This is a genomic window from Nostoc sp. 'Peltigera membranacea cyanobiont' 210A, from assembly GCF_002246015.1.
GTDB lineage: Bacteria > Cyanobacteriota > Cyanobacteriia > Cyanobacteriales > Nostocaceae > Nostoc.
Map to the genome: position 1 here is coordinate 597,273 of NZ_NOLJ01000003.1, position 20,018 is coordinate 617,290.

Here is a 20,018-nt window from a genome sequence, read left to right on the forward strand (position 1 = left end):
ATATATTTACGTAAGAGTATGATATATCTACGTTATAGATTTTAGTGAGTACCTCACTATGAAACAAAAAAAAAACCCTAAGACTGGTGTTCTTAGGGTATTGTATGGTTCAAAAACCAAGCTTTTCTTATTAATCTGCGTTTTTATCATTAGTGTTTTTGGCATCTTGTTATCAAATTGGTTGATGATGAGCCAGATAGCTTTAGCTAAGATTGACCTTTTGCAACCTGCTCCTACTCAACCGCCAGGCTATTACGACTATTTCGGCAAACTGCTGAGTCCTCAAGAAGCATCACAACTAGTTGCAAATAAGGGACTCAATCCTAATAACCCCATTTCCTATCAACGGGTGGGGGCAGTTAAAATTAATAAGGAATTAATTGCCCAAGGTGAAGATATATTCTTGAACCGGAAGATTGGCGATACATTTGGTTTGCAAGGGGTATTTGGTTTAGGGCAAGGCTTCACTAAGATATCGAATGAATTAGGTGTAGCGATCGCTAATTTGCGCGGACAATCAACGACAAACCTAAAAATTACTCTCCAGAAGGATTTAACTATAGGTAGTCGAACTTTTCCCAAAGGGACTGTTATTCCTACAGGTTTAAAAATTCCAAAGGGACAGAGTGTTGCAGTAGGAACCACACCTAATGGTGGCAACATTACCTGTGCGCTTTGTCATGCAACCCTTTCTAGTGATGGTAAAACTCTTTCAGGAGTACCTAATGGGGAACTTGCCATCCCTTTGTTCATTGCCTTATCACCAAATACAGCCGCAGGGTTTGCACGGTTAAACTTTAACCCTCTAGACTCACAATACAAAGGCAATGGCAAGACGATTATTGACAGTAAAGGTAATAAAGTAGAATTACCTGATCCTGAAAAGTTTGAAAAAGCCTTCGATGATGCTGTGCTAGATGTACCTTTCGGTCATTTTGAGAGTTCACCGGATGGTATTAGAAACACTACTCAAATCCCCAGTCTCTTCACGTTTAAAAATCATCCTTATGCAGCATCAGGAGAAGGAGCCGTTGGCCCATTTGCTGGACTAAGCGCTCTTAATAATGGTGTTCACTCTTCAGAAATCAATCTGTTGGCAGCTGCTCAACTCAGTGCAGATACTCTTGGTATTGACCCAGAGGTTTATATTGGTACATTTCTTCAAAACGCTGCCGTTAAGAGCCTACGTTTACCAGAAGGAGTGATAGTAAAACCCTCTGAATGGCTGCGGAAGATCGTACCAAATCCCACACAAGCAGAATTAGAAGACCAAATTTCTGTTCCTGGTACAGGAACTTACCCAAACCTACGACCTAGTTTGTTGACTTTTAACGGTTTGGTTTTCAGCCCCAATACTGGAAAGCCAGCTGATATGGCTAGCGGCACTTTCTTATTTGCTAGCAACGCCATGTCTGCTTTTCAAAATAGCTTAGTACCACCTGCTAACCAGACTTCGGAAAACTGGCAAGCGTTGAACAGCAATTCTGTTAAGCGTGGCGCAAAAGTATTTGAGAAAGCTAATTGTGCAACTTGCCATATTCCACCATTCTTCACTGACAACAAAATTCATCCAATTGATGAAATACGTACTAACCCAGCTCGTGCCCAATCTCGCTTGGGGCTGAGTAATTTGTTAGTACCGCCCAAGCTCTACACTTTTAACACTCCAGTTCCCATACCTGCTAAGGCTGAAGTGCTGGATGTACCAACACAGGGTATCTCCGATAGCCCCACAACTCTACCCAAAGGTATATTGCCAAAAGGCGGTTACAAAACTACCTCCTTGCGTGGTCTTTATCTAAGCGCACCATATTTGCATGATGGTGGTGTAGCAGTACGAGCAGGAAGCCTGAAAGTTGACTCAAATGCGATCGCGGTTGTTGACAAGACTGGCTTAGGGCTTTCTGGCACTCTCAGCCGAGGTATACCTGCCGATCCAGCTAGCAGCTTGCGTGCTTTGGTTGATCGTAATCTTCGTGCCTTAGTTGTGAAAGCTAACAAAGCTAACCCTAGTTTAGTGCGTAGTAACCTTGATGGCACTGGTCATTATTTCTATGTAGATAGACAGTCTGGGTTTAATTCCAATCAGCAAACAGACCTGATTAATTTCTTGCTAGCACTTGATGACAATCCTGGAAGTTTTTAATTTTAGTTACAGCTAATATCCTATGTTAATACCAAGTCGTCTAGTGATATATCATAAACGCGACTTGGTATTACTGTAAAAGTAGGATAGCAAGCACATTTTAATGCAATCTAGATCGCAGATGCACTATGAATCTAACAAATAGATATTTTTATGGGGCTTCTTCTGGGAAGCTAGTGCTTGCTTTCGCTTCGTCCACCAGCCAAAACTAAGAGCAACCAATGAACCAGTTACTGTGTAGGGTTCGGGAACAGGACGTGGTACGACACTAAAGCTGCCATAATCTACATCGCTTGAAAGCTCTGAATAACCTTCATTGAAACTACTGTAGAATACGTTAACGTTCCCATTTCCGTCTTCTCCGCTTCCAGAAACCAGGTAAGAAAAACCGTTCTGGGTTAACAGGGGCGTACTCGCATTTAAGAGATTATCATTGATTCCATATGTACCTGGTGAGAGCAACCCGATGATTGTCTCAGTAATTCCTTGGCCTTTCCTTGTGCCACTGATTCCTGTGATTGTGTAATTGTTTTTTATAGGATCTAAATCGGTGGTGGTAAGAATGCCGCTAGCGGAAATCACTGTACTATTTGGTTCATCACTGGGAAAAGAGTACTGAAAACCAAATAGCTGTACAGCTTGTGCCGCAGAAGATGCACCGACACCAGTAATACCGATAACAGCACTAGTGGTAGCAATAGCAAACTTTTTTACTAATTTCATCAGATAATTCTCCTGAAAAACAAGAAGGTAAACAAAGTTGCATAGTTCAAATTGTTAGAAAGACGCTCTTACGCACAGACAAGTCAGGAACTTCTGGCTTCCTGAGATCAAAAGTTCGGGAAACACGCAGATGCAATTTGAATAACGATTAGATTATTAACTGTTGATTTGGCTAAGTAAAGCTTTGCGTAAAATTGTAGCGTTGTTTAAACGTAGAGAGAAGTAGCATCGGAGGAAACCTCCGCCTATAACTTTGGTGGGGCGCAGAGTCTTGCCGAATTTAATTCGCTAAGAATTAATGAGATGCTGTACTTAGCCGTTCAAGTTGGGCTTCAATGGCTGCCAAAAGTTGGTGTTGCTGCCAATCTTGGCTAAGATGGGCGGCTATGCAAGCGGCTCCAGCACCCATACCTTCTTTGACAAAGCCCTGCTCATAAGCTCTTAGTTGGGGATAACGAGAGTCAGCAAAGCTTAGATGAGTTGCAAATAGGGGAGGGGTTCCTCCAGTCGGAGTTAAGCTGTTTTTTCCTAAGTTGAGGGCTAAGTCAACTGTAGCGCCAGTAGGATCTTCAGCCACCCAGCGGGTTGTGCCTACAACTACTGCTTCTGGTTGCCATGATAAGGCGTAAGCTTGAGCGATCGCACTCATCAACGCATAAACAGCCAGCATTTGCGTCCCTCCAGCCAGCATCACACCACAGCTACGGCTAGCAGCGATCGCCATCCCAGCTACCACCACTTGCATCGGATCGCCCACGGCGGCTACCAGTTGTAGGGGATCTACAGAACTTTGGATTTTAGATACTTCGACTTCTCCTAAGGGAGACGCTGCGCGAACGCTCAGTACAAGTTTTGGATTTTGGATTTGAGATTGGAAGTTTATCTCCCCCTGCTCCCCCTGCCTCCCCTGCTCCCTGTTCCCCCTCATCTTCTCCAGTCCAGCTTGCACTAGTGCCCACTTTTGCGCGTGGTTACAAACAGGGTGGCTACTGTTAACTTTTCCGGCAGCATCTATACCTAAACCAGTTAAGATTGCCAGGGCAGTTGTAGTACCTCCGACGACGCACTCACCGACAATCAGATACCCCTGTTGGATATTGGCAGCTAGGCGTTCTCCCCAAAGTAGCCCTTGTTCAAACAAGTGATGTACCGTTGTAATTTCCATAGCAGCACCTCCACTTAAACACTTAGCAGGAGCGCCACCCAAATCAATTACTGGCACAGCAGGAGGCTGGGGTAAACCAGCATTAAATAAATTAATTGGTATCTTTAGTGACTCAAATACAGCGCGAGAAATCAGCACAGGTGAAGCCCCAGCGGACAATGGTGGTAAGGGATATTGGGCTTTATGTTCTGGGCCATAATACAAAAACTCAGCATCGGCACAAGCTGTATATTTCCGATCCTCTGGAGTGCGACCAGCTGCTGAAATCCCTGGAATTAAACCAGTTTCAGTAAATCCTAAAACACAAGCAAATATGGGTAAACAACCACGATACTTCCGTAGCCATTGTTCACCCTGTTCTTTTTGAGTATAAATACTAATTTGGGAATTGGGCATGGGACATTGGTTATTAGTTAGGACTGATCGTTTAACCAATGACAAATGACAAATGACAAATGACAAATGACAAATGACAAATAACTATCCTTCATAATCCATGAGAACTTGTACCCAGTGTGGTGGGCGGGGGATCGGGTTGCCCAGACGGTCAAAAAGCAACCATGCTGCCAGATGTACCACAAAAAGGTAGATAAAGTTGTTGAGTATAATTAAAGCGATCGCTCCCACTTGAATCAAAAATACACTGGGACTCGCCAACAAACTCAAGTTAAAAAATACCCACTCAATGAACTCAGTCACCTGGGTAATCACATAAATCCATAGGTCTTCACCCGATAAAACAGACAACAACCACAGCCGAAAAAAAACTCCCAAAGTACCCAGCAGCGTACCCAAGGTAATAGAAACAATCCAGGGAAGACGACGACGACACCATGTAGCGCCCAAAAGAACGCCCATGAACCCGTAGGGCATGACAAACAGCAAACTGCGGGCTGGCCCCATCAATACCGTCAGCAGTAAGCCACAGGTGAGTGCTGCCATCCATGCCGCACGTTTGCCCCAACGCAGATAGACTAGAGCGATCGGCACTGGAAAAAATATCCGCAAAACTGGGCCCAAAGGAAAGTAAAAATTAATAAACCAAATTAAGCTAGCGGTACTGGCTAAAAATGCCGTTTCCACCATCCTCAAGGGTGCATCAGCTTTGATTTGAGGAGGCATTAACTGCTGTTCTTTATCTAACCAATGATTCTGAGGAGTTGGAGATTCAGAGGATGGATCTTCCTCCGGTTCATCTGGGAGAGAATCTAAAATACTCATATCTGAGAAGTTTTTAAACGATCATTCTTTCTAAGGCTGACAAATCGGGAATACAAATAGTGTCTTGATCCCGTTTAATCAAGCCTTTTTTTTCTAGCCTTGTCAATACTCGTGTCACCGTTTCCCGCGCCAGTCCGCTCAAACTACTCAATTCCCGATGAGGTAAATTGGGGATTTCGGTTCCGGTTTGCCCTTTTTTTCCCTGTCCTTCTGCCAAAAATAACAATGTATCTGCTACCCTTGACTGGCTATCAGATTCCCGCAACCGCAATCGGCGATTGACTTGCCGCAAACGTCGTGCCATGAGTTGCGCCAATCGAACTCCCGCCAATGGTTCTATCTGAAGTAATTTGACAAAATCCTGAGCAGGCATACTACCAATTACCGTTGGGGCCAAGGTAATCACATCCGTGGATCGAGGTGCTTCATCTAGCGCCGCCATTTCACCAAACAATTCACCTTTGCCAATAATATTCAGCGTTACCTCTTTTCCTTCCAGATTGTAGGTGCGAATTTTTACCCATCCGTCCATAATAAAATACACAGAACCACCCCAGTCATTTTCCAGTAGAATCACCTGATTGGCTGGGTGAGTGCGGGTAACGAGATGGGTGAGGGCTGATTCCACAGCAGTTTCTGGCAACCCTTGAAAAAAGGGAGCGGAGGCGATCATCCAGGAATTAGCCTGTGCTTGCAAGCTATATCGATCTTCCATTACGACATCTTTAATTCAAGCTGCTATGTACACACAAAAAACAGGAGCGCCATTTGTAGCCTAAGCTATCATTGCACAGCTCCCTTTCAAAGAAAAAACTAAACTATGCTACACAAGAAAGCGACAAGAAGTTTTTCTAAATAATCTTTACCTATAAGTTTAAACGGGGTAAAAGTTTTGCAAAAAGTAGTTTATAGCCTGCGGTTGGATTGCTTAGGGGCTAGCTGTATTGCAAACTTGATTAGTTATGAATATAGGCAAACAACATTAATGATACTAAAGGGAGTAAATTATTGCTCAGGTATTTTAGCGATTTTAAAAAATAGGCGACCAATGACCTGCAAAATTAAGCTTTTCGAGCAAAGGCTGTCTGAAGAGGACAAGGAGAGGGGGAGACAAGGAGACACGGGGATGGTAGGCAAAGGGGGAAGAGGAGTGTGGGGGGNTGTGGGGGGTAAGACTTCTTCCCCATCCTCCCACACCTCCCACACCCCTTGGATTTCTCACAAGTGAGAAATCCAGGCATAGGGGTACGGTGATTGTAAAGTAATTGTTCACATAAGTTGACATAGATTTATATATAAGGTAGAAAAGTGACTTTTAGTACAGATGAAATTCAAAAGCTGATCGCAGACATTGACAACTTACTTGCCAGTGGTGGCAAGCGCCTGTCTAGATTTCTGTCTGGTCAGGCGCAAGAGCCTAAAGAAGTTTTAGAGCGAATTCGCGACTTCTTGGTGAGGTTACAAGAAAAAGAAGCATCAGAGAGCGGCATCCCAAATCAGTCTTCTGAAGATCCGCCATCGCCTTTGTTAACAAAATTTATCGATCGTGGTAATAACCAGTATCCACTACCGCCGCTCGAACCCAGTCAGGAACAAAGTACTGTTAGCGCAGGACAATTAAATAATGAATTTTCGAGATTGATTCAGCCGTTGCGATCGGAATTAGAATTGCTCTTGCAAGAGCGAGCCACTCTCATACAAGAAATTCGGCAACTAGAACAAAGGCGTTTGCAAAACTACTCCTTAGCGCAGCAGTTGACAAACCAGGAACAAATGATTACCGAGTTTTTACAGGTACTCATGAGTCGCCTTGTGCCAACTTTAACACCACTGATTGGACAAACGAGGGAAAATTTCGCCAGTTCTTCAGGAGGAATTAATTACGCAACCTCTGCAACTCAATCTTTATTAGAATCCTCTAACGATGTGGAGCGCTTAACCCAGCTAGCTAGGGAGTTAGATCAACGCCTATTGTCACTAGATGGAACGGTGAATGTAGTCTTTGAAGCACTACAGCGTAACATTAATACTTATTACGAATCCCTGTCCCAAGCACTGGTAAGAATGCATAGCAAGGGGATGCAAGGCGAACAGCTGATGGCTAGCTTTGTCAACAATTTGACCCAGCATTTGCAACAAGAATCCCCTAGTTCGCAGTCATCTTTGCTGGGAGGAGAATCTGAGACACTAGCATCATTGACTGAACCAGCCGAGATTGCTGCTGGAGTTGCGCCCCAATCCTTGGAGCTTATACAGCCAGAAACTTCATCTCCACTCGCAATTGAGCAACAGGAAACTACCCTTACAGAGGATCTAGATGCAGTGCTGTTGCAGCTTGGCGTAGACTCATCTGAATATTCTCAAACCCCGACCGAATTACCGGAAGATATTTCTGCGGCAATTGGTGATGAAGTAGACCAACTTTACGCCAGTTTGTTTGATGCTGGTGATGTTAATAATCTCAGCCTCGATGTTCCCATCAATGACTTATCTGCTTCTACAGCCTCTCCATCACAGTTGAACATCGCACAAGTCCCACCTGTCTCTCCAATTGTGGATTCTGCGGTTGTAACACCAGATACGGGTCTTTCAATCCAAGAGACTTTAGGCGAAACCACAGATTCCTCAGAGCCACAGGAAGAACTATTTTTTGAAGAAGATACTGACCTAGATTCACCTCTTAGCTTCTCTACTCCACAAATAGACAGCTTGCCACAAATCGGCACTCAACCAGCTAGCGTTGATACAATTAATACCCTAACTGACTTATTACCTGATGCCGATAGTGAACTGCAATTGCTGGAAGTCTCATCTTCTGTGGATAATGCCACAACTACAGCAACTGACCTATTGCCTGATGACGATAGTGAACTGCAACTGCTGGAAGTCTCATCTTTTTTGGATGATGCCACTACCACAGTACCAGTGACTCCAGAAGTAGCAGAAATTTCGTTGGTAGAGCCTACTGTTCCCGAAGCGTCTGTCTACGACACGCTGCCCGATCGCAGAGAAAGTATCACCACATCGGAAGTATTAATTAACAGCGATCGCTCCGAACTGTCTTCAGATAACTACATTGCTGCTTCACCCCAAGAAAACTTACTTTCTATTGAGTCAAACCAGTCTCCAGCCGTACCAGATATTTCTTTAGATGAAGAACAGTTGCAGCAATTAGATCGAGATTTGGCTAATTTCGATCGGCAGCTAAATTCTGAGTCGCAGCCAGATAACAACTTGAGTGTTTTCTCGGAACTACTTGATAGCATTCAAGACACAATCCCCACAACTGCCCTTGAAAATCCCCAAATAGTAGAGAATACATCAGCTGCTGCTTTCTCCAGTTTGGCAGTTCCCCAGGTAGAAACTGAAAAAAAAAAGGAAGTCACAACTCCTGTTCCAGAAAGTTCTTTACCTCCAATTGCCAACTCCATAAATAATCCAGAAGTTTCACCCAATGTTTTAGAATCAGTCTGGTATTTAGGAATTGATTTAGGTACAACAGGAATTTCCGCCGCATTATTAAATCGCTCGACTTTTGTTGTACATCCTATCTACTGGTCAGCAGAAAATCCGCCGGGAACAAGTTCCTTTCAGCAATCGTTTCGTTTACCAACAGAGGTTTATCTGCCTATTGCTTCTGTACCCCACGGTGAAAACGAAACTATCGAGGCACATGAACAGACAGCACCTGCGGCTGTTGCCCAAGATAAAGCGCCCGATCGCTCGGCTACTACTCCTACAACACCAAAATCGACAGCAGATCCGACGAAAAATAATCTGTACTCGGCGCAGTTGAAGCCCTATCTACAAGTAGCCATTCCCTACAAGAGTGAACGACAGAAATGGGAACCGGTTTTGCAATTAAATGAATTTTCGGCAGGGCCTTTGATTTGGGTTGTGCGATCGCTCTCTAAATTACTGTTAACTCTCAAATCCGAAAAAACAAGTACCACCCCTAGTTTAGTGGCTGCCGCTGTTGGGATCGGCGAACAAGATTTTCCCCAGATTATCAATAATATTGCTGGTGTAATTTGTACCTGTCCATCTAGCTGGTCGGAACAATACCGCTTTAACGTGCGGGAAGCTTTACTCACTAGCAAACTTATTCAACATCCGCAGCAAGTATTTTTTGTCGAAGAAGCGATCGCTAGTCTACTCCCGGAACTTGATGCTGTTAATGGTGAGCAAGTAAAACTAAGCGATGCTCAAGGTAATCATCCAGCAAAAACTAGCGAACATCCCATTGTTGGCAACACCCTTGTGATTAACATTGGGACAACTGCCACAGAAATGTTGCTGGTAAATCTACCAGAAAGCTTGCAACAATTGACATACAGTGATTTCATGCTCCACAGTTTTGCTTATGCTGGCAAGGGTATTGAACAAGATATAATTTGTCAGCTGCTATTACCACCGAAATCTCGGCAATCACGAAGAGAAACACCAAGCGATGGCAAAACTACCACAAGTAATCCTTGGCAATGGCAACCGTCAATTCCCGGTTTAGACCAAATGCGTTGGCAGACTTTAGGGTTGGAAGAATTAGAACTACCTAGAGTCGGAGAACCAGATATCACCGCTCGAATTCGTCTCCAGCAGCGTCTAGAAAGTTCTCTACTGGGACAGGCGGTATTAGATGCGGCATTAGCCCTAAAGCTGATTTTGCAACACCAAGACTCTTTTACCCTAGAATTGGCCGATCAGCGGTGGGTTTTGCAGCGACGAGACTTAGAAAGCCAAGTATTTATTCCCTTTGTCCGCCGCCTGAACCGAGAACTTAATAAGTTATTGGTAGCTCATGGTATCCCCACAGAAGCCATTAATCAAGCGATCCTGACTGGGGGAGTGGCTTGTGTCGGGACAGTGAACCGCTGGTTACGGCAAAAACTTCCCAGCACTAAGATTATTCAAGATTTATATCTCGGCGAAAACGGCGCTCCCAATTGCAGTCGGGTGGCTTATGGTTTGGCGATGCTGCCTCTGCATCCCCAGATTTTAGATATACCCAGACAACAATACACTGATTATTTCTTGTTTACAGAATTGTTGCGATTGCTACCAGAACGTCCTTTATCTTTCGGTGAAGTTATCCAGTTATTTGAGGGTCGTGGGATCAATACTCGCATTTGTCAGCAACGGCTGCTGGCTTTTTTGGAAGGTGAACTGCCTTCCGGTTTGATACCTTCAGTCACAGAATCAACTTGGCTTACCCAGAGTTCGCAAGAAAATCCTGACTATCTGGCGATCGCCACAGCACCACTTTTTGAAAAACAAGGAAGTCTCACTTATCGTCCCAATTCTCAACAATTGTTGTCTTTGCGTCGCTATCTAGATGCAATTAAGGCTAGTAATCAGCAATCACTAGAGGAACCATATACGGTGAATTTCGCTTTAGAGGTCGATCGTTGAGACTAGCAGATCGCGCTAGAAAGAAGAATACTACTCAAAATTCCAAATGCTCATAATGTAAGCATTTGGAATTTTGCAAAGTACTATTAGTACTAATACTTCAGGACAGTGATTTTTCGGTGTGTACGATAGTAGTATCTTTGTTATTAGATGGATAAAATACCGTATTTTTACAATCTATCACTTGAATTGAAAGATTCTGTAAATTTTTGGTTTTTGGTTTTTATATCGGCTAAAATTTGTGTATATTAACACTCGGTAGTAACGACAAGAGTAGTAAAAATCGCCCAACAATCATGTCTATGTCTACACTACTAATGTAAAAATTCCTGTTATAAAACTAAGTTAGCCCTTGTGAATAATCTTTCTCTTTATTCAGTTAATTGTTTGCAACAGCCTTCACACCCGTCAACTTTAAGCGTGAGAAAACGATTAATTGACATTGTTGGAGCCATTGTCGGGCTGATTGTTACATTTATGATAGCAATTCCCGTAGCAATTGCTACTTTTATTCATGAGCCAAGTCCAATATTTTATTCCCAAATTCGCTGTGGTTTAAACGGAAAAACTTTCCGCATCTGGAAATTCCGCTCCATGATAGTCGATGCTGATAAACTCAAGCATTTGGTTGAGAACCAAGCCAAAGGTCACATTTTTAAATCTGTTGACGATCCTCGCATTACTCCTGTTGGTAAATTTTTGAGGTGTACTAGCTTGGATGAATTCCCTCAATTTTGGAATGTTTTATTAGGGGACATGAGTTTAGTTGGTACTCGTCCACCTACTCCTGATGAAGTCAGTAATTACGATCCACACCACTGGGATAGATTGCGAGTCAAACCAGGCATTACCGGAGAATGGCAAGCTAATGGGCGTTCCAGCATTACAGACTTTGAAACCATTGTGAAAATGGATATGGATTATCAACGCAAGTGGTCTGTAACTTATGACCTGAGTCTGATTATTAAAACTATCTGGGTGGTATTTAAAAAGACTGGTGCTTATTAGACCTCTTACACGAATACAAAACTAGCCCTCATCCCCCAACCCCTTCTCCCAATTTTGTGAGAAGGGGAGACAATTTCAAAGTCCCTCTCCCAAGCTTGGGAGAGGGATTTAGGGTGAAAGCTCATTGATTCATGCAAGAAGTCTATTGAATTGGGCCTCAACCCTTAACGCCGCTACCTGTTTCTGTGGGTACAATGTAACGTTGTAAAAACAAAAATAGTAATAATACTGGGGCGATCGCAATCACTGAGCCAGCAGCTACCAACCGCCAGTCAAGGGAAAATGTACCTGCTAGCTTTGCAACTCCCAAAGGAAGAGTGTATAAATTTTCGTCTTGGATGACAATTAAAGGCCACAAAAAGTCACTCCAAGCACCAATAAATACAAAAATAGCTAAAGTTACCAGTGCTGGGCGAACTGCCGGTAACATAATATGCCACCACAATCCTAACTCTGAGCTGCCATCCATCCGAGCGGCTTCTTCTATTTCTTTGGGGACACTCATGAAAGCTTGGCGCAACAGAAAAATACCAAAAGCAGAAGCTAAACTCGGAAAAATCATCCCTAAATAAGTATTTCTCAAACCCATCTGGACTGTCAAAATATAGAGGGGAATCATCACAATTTGGAAAGGAATCATAATCGTAGAGACAATCGCTACAAAAATCCAGTCTCGCCCGACAAACGACAATCTGGCCAACGGATAGGCAGCCAAGGCGCAAAACAGTAGATTTAAGCCCACAGTCAGTACTGACACCAAGGTACTGTTATACAGGTATTGTCCAAAAGGTAAAGAGTTCCACACACTAGAGAAGTTATTTAGTGTCGGTTGACTGGGTAGCAACTGTGGCGGCGACTGAAAAATATTTTCCGTAGGCGATTTCAAGGCTGTACTAATTAGCCATAGTAAAGGAAAGAGCATCAACAGTGCGATCGCTCCCAATAGCGCATACATTAGAATCTGCGATCGTGATTTTTTCCAGTTCAGCATTTGATTAATATAGGAAATTATCTTTTTTGAAAATTAAATAATGATCTGCTCAAAATAAAAAGTATTAACTGTTAAAATTTCAGCAGTGTGACATACTGAATTGAGTCAGACATAGCTTTACTTGAGAATTTGATTAACTTTATACTAACCTATCATCAAAAATCTGTTTAAAGCAATTAGCCTAATTCAGTTATTGAATTTATTCACATATCAATATAATTAAGTCTCTTCACTTTATGAACTCCCTAATCCTTCCAGAATATCAAAGAAGTCATTGATTAGTTTTTCGTCATATTCTTTTACATCACTCCATGTTTGACTATTATGAATCATGTCTTGTGCTTCATAATAAGAAATACCCAAAGCCTTCTTAAAAATTTCAATTGATTTGCTTTTTGAATAATTACTCAATCTCAAGAACTTAATGACAGATTCTTGATCTGCGGATTCAGTCAATATATTCTTCAGTTTTTCAGTTAACTCATTATCTTTATTCATAGTTTGTACCCAATTTAGAAAAGGCATTATGTTGCACAAATTAAATATTTATCATATTCTTAAGCCATTATTCTCATAAAAACCATCTATAGCAGTCTTAAAATCACGTGAGTTCGATGAACCTCTCCCTCCCAGCCTCCCTCTCCGAAACGGAAAGGGAGGAGAAACGAAAAATTAAGCTTTTTGCTCCCCTCTCCGCGTCAGAGAGGGGCTGGGGGAGAGGTCAAATAAGACTTGTCGAACTCACGTTAAAATCATTCCTTAAAAACAAGATTCCTGACTTATTTAAAAAGTCGGGAATCTTGGTATTTCAATTCTCACTAATCAGATTTAATTCGTATCAAGTCAGAGTTTTTACACACAGCTTTCAACGGTTCCTCTTGCAGTTTGAAGCCAATTCATAGTAGTTAATCTTCAACCGCTACATAAGGTTGTGGTTCCCGCGAACGTTGGGCAATTTGTTCTCGCCGGTACTTTGCAAGTTCGCTGTAAAGCCTCTTGCGAGAGAGATTCACACTTCCAACAGGCTCATGCTCTAGAAGTGTATGCCAAGGAGAAAACAATATACCCTCATCTAAACGTTTGCGTTCTTCAAAGTCAAACTTCTGACTGGGAATGCGAACAGTTGCAACTTTAATAAACGGTGAATCTGCTTCCTGCCATTCCTGAACGTGGTCTTCAATCGGCGTTTTATCATCATTTACATAAAACTGAATTAAAAAGTCAAAAGACGCTTCTCGACCTTCTTCAGTCAAATATTTTACCAGCGTTTCTCTAAGGTAATTTTCTGATTCTGGAAGTGTTTCTGGTGGTTGTTCAGGCTGTTGAGATTTGACAGATAATTTTACAATCAGCTCACCAAATTTAAACGGAACCATACTCCAATATTGAATCAAAAGTGGATTTCCTACCTTTTTGCTACCAATTTTTTGCAAGATAGCAAAGGCATAATCAAGTTCTTCCAGCCGTTCTGGGCTAAGTTGTCCACTACCTGCTTGGGAAAGATCGGCGTAATCACGAACGTCTTTAGTCAAGAAAATAGGATAATTGTTAAGTATAAAATCTTGGGTTTTTTCTTCATCATCCAGGACTTTTTGCCCCTCCACATTCATCACCTTAATGGCAATACCGCGAACATCAGGCTGGCTATCGGAGTTGAATTTACCACGCTTTTGAGGCGAACCACCGCTAGAGAACCGAATCCACGCAGGATAGGTTTGGGGCGTTTTGAATAAACCTACTCTCAGGTCTTCAGGAAGATTGGGTTCAATAATAAACTCTCCCCAAAGCAGTCCATGACTTTTGCTATGAATTTGACGGAGGTCTGGGCCGTTTTTTTGTTGAGCTTGGAGGCTCGTTGCGATAATATCGTCAATTATTGCTTCTTGCTCAGTGGTAGATGACATTGGGTTAGTCATAAAACATTTTATGAGATGTCTTCATTATCCTGAACGCTTCAACCTTTTCGAGTCAATCCGGTTTCCGTACAAATATGTTGTAATGGTTTATCCCAAAGCTCAATCGGTATTTGGGACAAATAGGCAAAATCAAAGACAATTCCGATAGTCGGCTTTGTCTGCCACTGCGGTAAACTGAGCAAGCGATCGTAATATCCGCCGCCATAACCCAAACGATATCCTTGATAGTCGCAAGCTACACTGGGTACAAGAATCAAATCTACTTTCGCAGCATCTAAGATTGGAGCGTCGGGGTGTGGTTCAATAATGCCATAAGCGCCGCTTTGGATAGAATCGTTAGGTGTCCAAATATGCCAAGACAGGGATTTATTAATGCAGCGAGAAAATCCCCAACGGTATTTGGTGTTGGCAAATAGGGGACTGAGGTCAGGTTCTTGGCGAAAGCTGAAATAAGCGAGTATTGTTTTTGCTTGGGTAAACAAAGTAGAGTTTTGTAAATGAGAGCATAAGCGATCGCTTTTTTCTCTCCATTCTCCAGAGCACATTGATTGACGTGTTTTAAGTAGAGTGCGGCGCAATTCTACTTTATTTAGTTGATGATTAACTTTGTCCATAAAAATAGTCAAAAAAATAAGCTGGGCATCACCCAGCTTGTATTACTCTACATTCACCAGAACAGAACATTGTTATCCAGCGTGTTGACGATACCACTCAATGGTATTCTTTAGCCCTTCTTCAAAGCTTACCTGAGCCGTGAAATTAAAGGCTTGCTTGGCCCGTTCAGTATCTAAACAGCGGCGGGGTTGACCATTAGGCTTGTCAGTTTGCCACACAATTTCACCCTTAAACTCCATCAATTCGCTAATTAGAGTTACTAAATCAAGGATGGAGATTTCATAACCGGTTCCCAAGTTAACTGGTTCCGATTCGTTATAGAATTGAGTCCCCATAACAATCCCCCGCGCTGCATCTTCTGAATAGAGAAACTCACGGGTAGGACTGCCATCACCCCAAACTGCAAGTTGCTTTTCTGCATTAATTTGGGCTTCGTGAACTTTGCGAACTAATGCTGGAATTACGTGGGAACTTCCAGGGTCAAAGTTATCTTCCGGGCCATATAAATTTACTGGCAGTAAATAAACCCCATTAAAACCGTACTGCTGACGGTAAGATTGCAATTGAACTAAAAGTGCTTTTTTGGCAATTCCGTAAGGGGCATTAGTTTCCTCTGGGTAGCCATTCCAAAGATCGTCTTCTTTGAATGGCACTGGAGTGAATTTGGGATAGGCGCAGATTGTGCCAACACAAACAAATTTTTCTACTCCAGCTTGATAGGCAGCATGAATTAACTGGGTTCCCATGATCAAGTTATCGTAGAATAGCTCTGCGGGTTTTTCGCGGTTCAAACCGATGCCACCAACATGAGCTGCTAGATGTATGATTATGTCTTGCTGGTCAACTGCAAGTTGGCTATTTTCCCAAACACGCAAATCTTGATCGCGCGATCGCGGTATTGTAATTTTCTCGCGATCGGCTCCTGCTTTACACAGTTGATCTATCACCTGACGGCCTAGAAACCCCGACCCACCAGTGACTAGAATGCGTTTATTTTTTAGTTCTAAGGCGGTCATATTTTATCCTCTGTAATGCCGAATCAGAAGTGCAAAGCGCCCAGTGTTTGACGAATAGTCGCAATGTCATCTGGAAATTGCGAACCTTTTCCATTGGGTGAAGTATGACCCAATGCTTGTAAGTCTGCTTCTACCATTAGGGAAACTAGTTCTTCAAAGGTTACTGATGGTGCCCAGCCCAAGTTCTGCCGTGCTTTGGTAGAATCGCCAATCAACAACTCTACCTCAGATGGACGGAGGTAACGCTCATCAAACTCTACATAATCTTGCCAATTAAGATTCACATAACTAAATGCCAATTCTAAAAACTCGCGCACCGAGTGGGTTTCACCAGTAGAAATTACATAATCGTCTGGCTGGTCTTTCTGCAACATTAACCACATTGCTTTGACGTAATCCTTTGCATAGCCCCAATCTCGCTTGGCATCTAGATTACCCATGTAAATCTTTTTCTGCTTACCAGCAACAATACCAGCCACGGCTCTAGTAATTTTGCGGGTTACAAAGGTTTCACCCCGCCGTGGTGACTCGTGGTTAAAAAGTATACCGTTACAAGCAAATAAATTATAAGATTCACGATAATTTATAGTTTGCCAGTGAGCGTAAACTTTCGCACAGGCATAGGGACTGCGGGGATAAAAGGGTGTTGTCTCAGTTTGAGGTATTGCTTGTACTAAACCGTACATTTCTGAAGAACCCGCCTGGTAAAATCGCACCTGAATTCCGGTACGATGCTGGTAGTCTCGAATTGCTTCCAACAGACGCAATGTCCCCATTCCTACTGCATCTACTGTGTATTCTGGTGAATCAAAGCTGACTCTGACGTGGGATTGAGCGCCGAGGTTGTAAATTTCTACTGGCTTTACTTCTTCTAAAATACGCCGTAACGTTGTACCATCCGTCAAGTCGCCGTAGTGAAGAAACAACCGTACTCCCTCTTTGTGGGGGTCTTCGTAGATGTGGTCGATACGGTCTGTGTTGAAGGTAGAAGTCCGGCGAATGATGCCGTGAACTTCATAACCTTGTTCCAACAAAAACTCACTTAGATATGAACCATCTTGTCCAGTAATACCAGTAATCAACGCTCGCTTCTGTTGCGTCATACTCAATTATCCCTTATTGTCTTTGATTAAAAATTTACAGCCAATCTGATACAACCTAGCAATTAATTGCTGAATTGCCTAATGGGAAACCTACGAGTTCTTGTGGTTAGGAGACTTTTTCCGTAAATAAATATACTTAACAAAAAGTAATCTAGCACGTAAGTCCAATATTTAGATAGCTCAAGATTATATTATGTATATTTTCTACCAGATAGGTCGAGATTATTTTTATGTATGTTGTTGTTTTTTGTCAAAACTTCATATATCTCTAGTTTTATGAAGACTTAATAAAATAGCCATTTTAAAATTAGACCTCTGGCAAAAGTGCCAAAGATCCACACTTACAGAAGTCTGAATATAAGTAGAAAAGCACAAATTATAGAAACAAAAATGAGCAATCCTTTAGTTTGAGGGGAGAATTGTACTTAGGGGCATTAACTGCCCCACAGAATCCACCCTAAGTAGTTACTCAGTATGCGCCGTTATTTTTGGGTAGAATTACCACATCGACAGTTTTCAAGATGATCCATAAATCAAGCCAGAAGTTTCTAAATTTGACATAATGCAGGTCTATTTGGACTCTCCGAGGGTAGGGAATGTCATTACGCCCAGATACCTGCCACAAACCAGTAATTCCTGGACGGATTGTTAAAATCTCGTCAATGTGACAACCGTATTTTGGCAGTTCCTCTGCTACCAAGGGTCGGGGACCGACTACACTCATATCCCCTTTTAAAACGTTCCAGAACTGGGGAAATTCGTCTAAGCTAGTAATTCGCAAAAATCGACCAATTTTGGTAATACGGGGGTCTTGTTTCAGCTTAAAACTGCTCTCAAATTCTTGCCGCAATTCGGGCGATGTTTCCATCATTTGCATGAGGATTTCGTCCGCATTGCTTACCATTGTTCGGAATTTAATACAACTAAACGCTTTGTAATTTTTCCCTACCCGTTCCTGGACATAAAAAATTGGCCCTTCTGAGCTAAAGGCAATCAGCAAGGTCAAAATTAAGTAGACGGGGAAGAACAAAATTAATACCGACAGCGAAAACACTATATCGAACAGTCGTTTGGCAAACTCTCCGTTTAAACCCTGAAAAGATAAACCTTTGGGCTTAACTTTTGGCGTCTTTGTTTTTTGACCGCGTTTTAAGAAACGCGTAGACGCTCTAGTGTCTTGCCTTACGCCTCGCTTGCCGGAGAGGAGTGAGCTCTGGGCAGTCATCATACTCCTTAATAATCCACACCACACATAGTCCCAATATTAAAGCCAAAATGAGATGCTTCTGGGGGAAATTGCCAAAAGCCTAAAAAAATTAGACGTTAATCAACACCATCATTCCGAAAACGGTGTTTTTCGTTGCACTTGTTTACAAAATTTAGATAACGATCTGCAAAGATTTGCGGTGAAAACAGCGCGGCGTGCGATCGCATATACTCGGAATTGAACGAACCCTCATACATTTCAAACTTTTCTACTGCCTCCACCAAAGCCGCCTCTGTTTGCGTCTTGAAAAATATACCTGTCCCTGTATCCGGATCAGAGCGGATATCTCGCACTGTTTCTAAAGCACCCCCTGCACCATAAGCAATTACTGGCGTGCCGCAGGCTTGTGCTTCCACTAGGGCAATACCAAAATCTTCACAAGCTGCATACACAAACGCCTTAGCCTTAGACATATATTTTTTTACCACATTATCGGGTTGCCAACCGAGTATTTGGATATTTGAGTTTGCCATCTCGCGAATCTTATTCATTTCATCTCCTGTACCAATGACTACTAATGGTCGTTTTAGTTGATTAAAAGCCTTGACAATCAACGATATTTGCTTGTAACTCACTAACCGAGAAACTGTCAGATAAAAGTCCTCTTTCTCAGACAGAAACGGAAATTCCGCAATATTCACTGGTGGGTAAATGACTGTTGCTTCTCGCCGATAGCAACGCCAAATCCGCCGAGCTGTATGCTGCGAGTTGGCAATGAAGTAATCAACACGATTGGCACTCAATACATCCCACTGGCGCAAACGATGTAATAAATATCGCGTCACCCATCCAGGTAAACCATTACCTAGTTTGCTGTGGCGCAGATAATCAAAGGTCAAGTCCCAGGCATAGCGCATAGGGCTGTGACAGTAGCAAATATGCATCTGTTCGGGAGTGGTAAGGATTCCTTTGGCAACAGCATGGGATGAAGACAGAATTACATCATAATGCCGCAAATCAAGTTGTTCAATTGCCAAGGGCCACAAGGGCAAGTATTTTTGTATACCGTTGCGGGCATAGGGAAAGTTCTGAAGAAACGTCTTGCCAATTTGACGCTTATATAAATAACTTTCTCTATTGCTGGATTCAAAATCTATGAGGGCATACAAATCAGCATCAATGTGATTCAGAATTTCTCGTACAACGAGTTCTGAACCACCGGTGGCTTTAGGGGTTAGCCACTCATGAACCAGAGCATATTTCAAGGGCACAGCTAAACAATTCAAAATTCAAAATTCAAAATTGAAGATAGTTTTCTTAGACTCCGACTGAAAAGTTTCTCCTTGTGATTAATTAACGGGGAGCGCCCTAGATTAGCAAATGGGACGCAATCTTTTCCCCAGAGGTTCCAGATAGATGCTGTAACCTGATAACCTCAGATTGGGCATGGGCATTGGGCATTGGGCATTGATTATTCTCATTGTCTCCCTCATCTCCC

General features: G+C 42.6%; 15 protein-coding genes. 3 read left to right on the plus strand and 12 right to left on the minus strand.

The window, feature by feature from the left end; genetic code table 11:
• Window positions 1-58: 58 nt before the first annotated feature.
• The gene (locus tag CDG76_RS11865) at window positions 59-2,146 is read left to right on the plus strand and encodes a di-heme oxidoredictase family protein (protein ID WP_094349199.1); all 2,088 of its coding nucleotides are present in this window, start codon (window positions 59-61) and stop codon (window positions 2,144-2,146) included.
• 126 nt (window positions 2,147-2,272) lie between these two features.
• On the opposite strand, the gene CDG76_RS11870 is transcribed toward CDG76_RS11865, so the two are convergent.
• The 4 genes from CDG76_RS11870 to CDG76_RS11885 all read right to left on the minus strand — a co-directional run bounded on the left by CDG76_RS11870 (window position 2,273) and on the right by CDG76_RS11885 (window position 5,970).
• Window positions 2,273-2,869: a PEP-CTERM sorting domain-containing protein gene (locus tag CDG76_RS11870; protein ID WP_094349200.1), complete on the minus strand. Its 597-nt coding sequence runs from the start codon at window positions 2,867-2,869 to the stop codon at window positions 2,273-2,275.
• 295 nt (window positions 2,870-3,164) lie between these two features.
• The gene (locus CDG76_RS11875; protein WP_094349201.1) at window positions 3,165-4,430 is read right to left on the minus strand and encodes a nicotinate-nucleotide--dimethylbenzimidazole phosphoribosyltransferase; all 1,266 of its coding nucleotides are present in this window, start codon (window positions 4,428-4,430) and stop codon (window positions 3,165-3,167) included.
• Between the two features lie 84 nt (window positions 4,431-4,514).
• Window positions 4,515-5,255, minus strand: coding sequence for a DUF2232 domain-containing protein (locus CDG76_RS11880; RefSeq protein WP_094349202.1), 741 nt, complete (start codon window positions 5,253-5,255; stop codon window positions 4,515-4,517).
• A gap of 13 nt (window positions 5,256-5,268) precedes the next feature.
• Complete coding sequence (locus CDG76_RS11885) at window positions 5,269-5,970, minus strand: Crp/Fnr family transcriptional regulator (protein ID WP_094349203.1); 702 nt, start codon at window positions 5,968-5,970, stop codon at window positions 5,269-5,271.
• 593 nt (window positions 5,971-6,563) lie between these two features.
• On the opposite strand from CDG76_RS11885, the gene CDG76_RS11895 reads away from it, so the two are divergent.
• On the plus strand, window positions 6,564-10,664 hold the full coding sequence (locus tag CDG76_RS11895; RefSeq protein WP_094349205.1) for a hypothetical protein: 4,101 nt from the start codon (window positions 6,564-6,566) through the stop codon (window positions 10,662-10,664).
• 354 nt (window positions 10,665-11,018) lie between these two features.
• Entirely contained in the window at window positions 11,019-11,672 is a 654-nt protein-coding gene (locus CDG76_RS11900) for a sugar transferase (RefSeq protein ID WP_094349206.1), read from the plus strand.
• Between the two features lie 157 nt (window positions 11,673-11,829).
• Here the strand turns inward: CDG76_RS11900 and CDG76_RS11905 are convergent, their stop codons facing one another.
• From CDG76_RS11905 to CDG76_RS11945, 8 genes are all read right to left on the minus strand, one after another.
• Window positions 11,830-12,663, minus strand: coding sequence for a carbohydrate ABC transporter permease (locus CDG76_RS11905; protein WP_094349207.1), 834 nt, complete (start codon window positions 12,661-12,663; stop codon window positions 11,830-11,832).
• Window positions 12,664-12,897: 234 nt separating this feature from the next.
• On the minus strand, window positions 12,898-13,161 hold the full coding sequence (locus tag CDG76_RS11910) for a hypothetical protein (RefSeq protein ID WP_143854074.1): 264 nt from the start codon (window positions 13,159-13,161) through the stop codon (window positions 12,898-12,900).
• Between the two features lie 407 nt (window positions 13,162-13,568).
• Window positions 13,569-14,579 carry a catalase family protein gene (locus tag CDG76_RS11920; protein WP_094349210.1) on the minus strand — a complete coding sequence of 337 codons (1,011 nt, stop codon included), beginning with the start codon at window positions 14,577-14,579 and terminating at the stop codon, window positions 13,569-13,571.
• 38 nt (window positions 14,580-14,617) lie between these two features.
• The gene (locus tag CDG76_RS11925; RefSeq protein ID WP_094349211.1) at window positions 14,618-15,193 is read right to left on the minus strand and encodes a 5-formyltetrahydrofolate cyclo-ligase; all 576 of its coding nucleotides are present in this window, start codon (window positions 15,191-15,193) and stop codon (window positions 14,618-14,620) included.
• Window positions 15,194-15,265: 72 nt separating this feature from the next.
• Window positions 15,266-16,210, minus strand: coding sequence for a GDP-L-fucose synthase family protein (locus tag CDG76_RS11930; RefSeq protein WP_094349212.1), 945 nt, complete (start codon window positions 16,208-16,210; stop codon window positions 15,266-15,268).
• 23 nt (window positions 16,211-16,233) lie between these two features.
• Window positions 16,234-17,313 (minus strand): GDP-mannose 4,6-dehydratase, encoded by a 1,080-nt coding sequence (gene gmd / locus CDG76_RS11935; protein WP_094349213.1) that lies wholly within the window; start codon window positions 17,311-17,313, stop codon window positions 16,234-16,236.
• A 469-nt stretch (window positions 17,314-17,782) separates the two neighbouring features.
• Window positions 17,783-18,538, minus strand: coding sequence for a sugar transferase (locus tag CDG76_RS11940; RefSeq protein WP_094349214.1), 756 nt, complete (start codon window positions 18,536-18,538; stop codon window positions 17,783-17,785).
• 98 nt (window positions 18,539-18,636) lie between these two features.
• Window positions 18,637-19,791, minus strand: a complete 1,155-nt coding sequence (locus CDG76_RS11945; protein ID WP_094349410.1) for a glycosyltransferase — start codon at window positions 19,789-19,791, stop codon at window positions 18,637-18,639.
• Between the last annotated feature and the right edge of the window lie 227 nt (window positions 19,792-20,018).

Excerpts from the sequence above, each read along its gene's own strand:
- CDG76_RS11880 (WP_094349202.1), bottom strand. The coding sequence starts at position 5,255 with ATGAGTATTTTAGATTCTCTCCCAGATGAACCGGAGGAAGATCCATCC.
- CDG76_RS11920 (WP_094349210.1), bottom strand. The coding sequence starts at position 14,579 with ATGACTAACCCAATGTCATCTACCACTGAGCAAGAAGCAATAATTGAC.
- CDG76_RS11910 (WP_143854074.1), bottom strand. The coding sequence starts at position 13,161 with ATGAATAAAGATAATGAGTTAACTGAAAAACTGAAGAATATATTGACT.
- CDG76_RS11885 (WP_094349203.1), bottom strand. The coding sequence starts at position 5,970 with ATGGAAGATCGATATAGCTTGCAAGCACAGGCTAATTCCTGGATGATC.
- CDG76_RS11930 (WP_094349212.1), bottom strand. The coding sequence starts at position 16,210 with ATGACCGCCTTAGAACTAAAAAATAAACGCATTCTAGTCACTGGTGGG.
- CDG76_RS11940 (WP_094349214.1), bottom strand. The coding sequence starts at position 18,538 with ATGACTGCCCAGAGCTCACTCCTCTCCGGCAAGCGAGGCGTAAGGCAA.
- CDG76_RS11865 (WP_094349199.1), top strand. The coding sequence starts at position 59 with ATGAAACAAAAAAAAAACCCTAAGACTGGTGTTCTTAGGGTATTGTAT.
- CDG76_RS11905 (WP_094349207.1), bottom strand. The coding sequence starts at position 12,663 with ATGCTGAACTGGAAAAAATCACGATCGCAGATTCTAATGTATGCGCTA.
- CDG76_RS11870 (WP_094349200.1), bottom strand. The coding sequence starts at position 2,869 with ATGAAATTAGTAAAAAAGTTTGCTATTGCTACCACTAGTGCTGTTATC.
- CDG76_RS11925 (WP_094349211.1), bottom strand. The coding sequence starts at position 15,193 with ATGGACAAAGTTAATCATCAACTAAATAAAGTAGAATTGCGCCGCACT.
- gmd (WP_094349213.1), bottom strand. The coding sequence starts at position 17,313 with ATGACGCAACAGAAGCGAGCGTTGATTACTGGTATTACTGGACAAGAT.
- CDG76_RS11875 (WP_094349201.1), bottom strand. The coding sequence starts at position 4,430 with ATGCCCAATTCCCAAATTAGTATTTATACTCAAAAAGAACAGGGTGAA.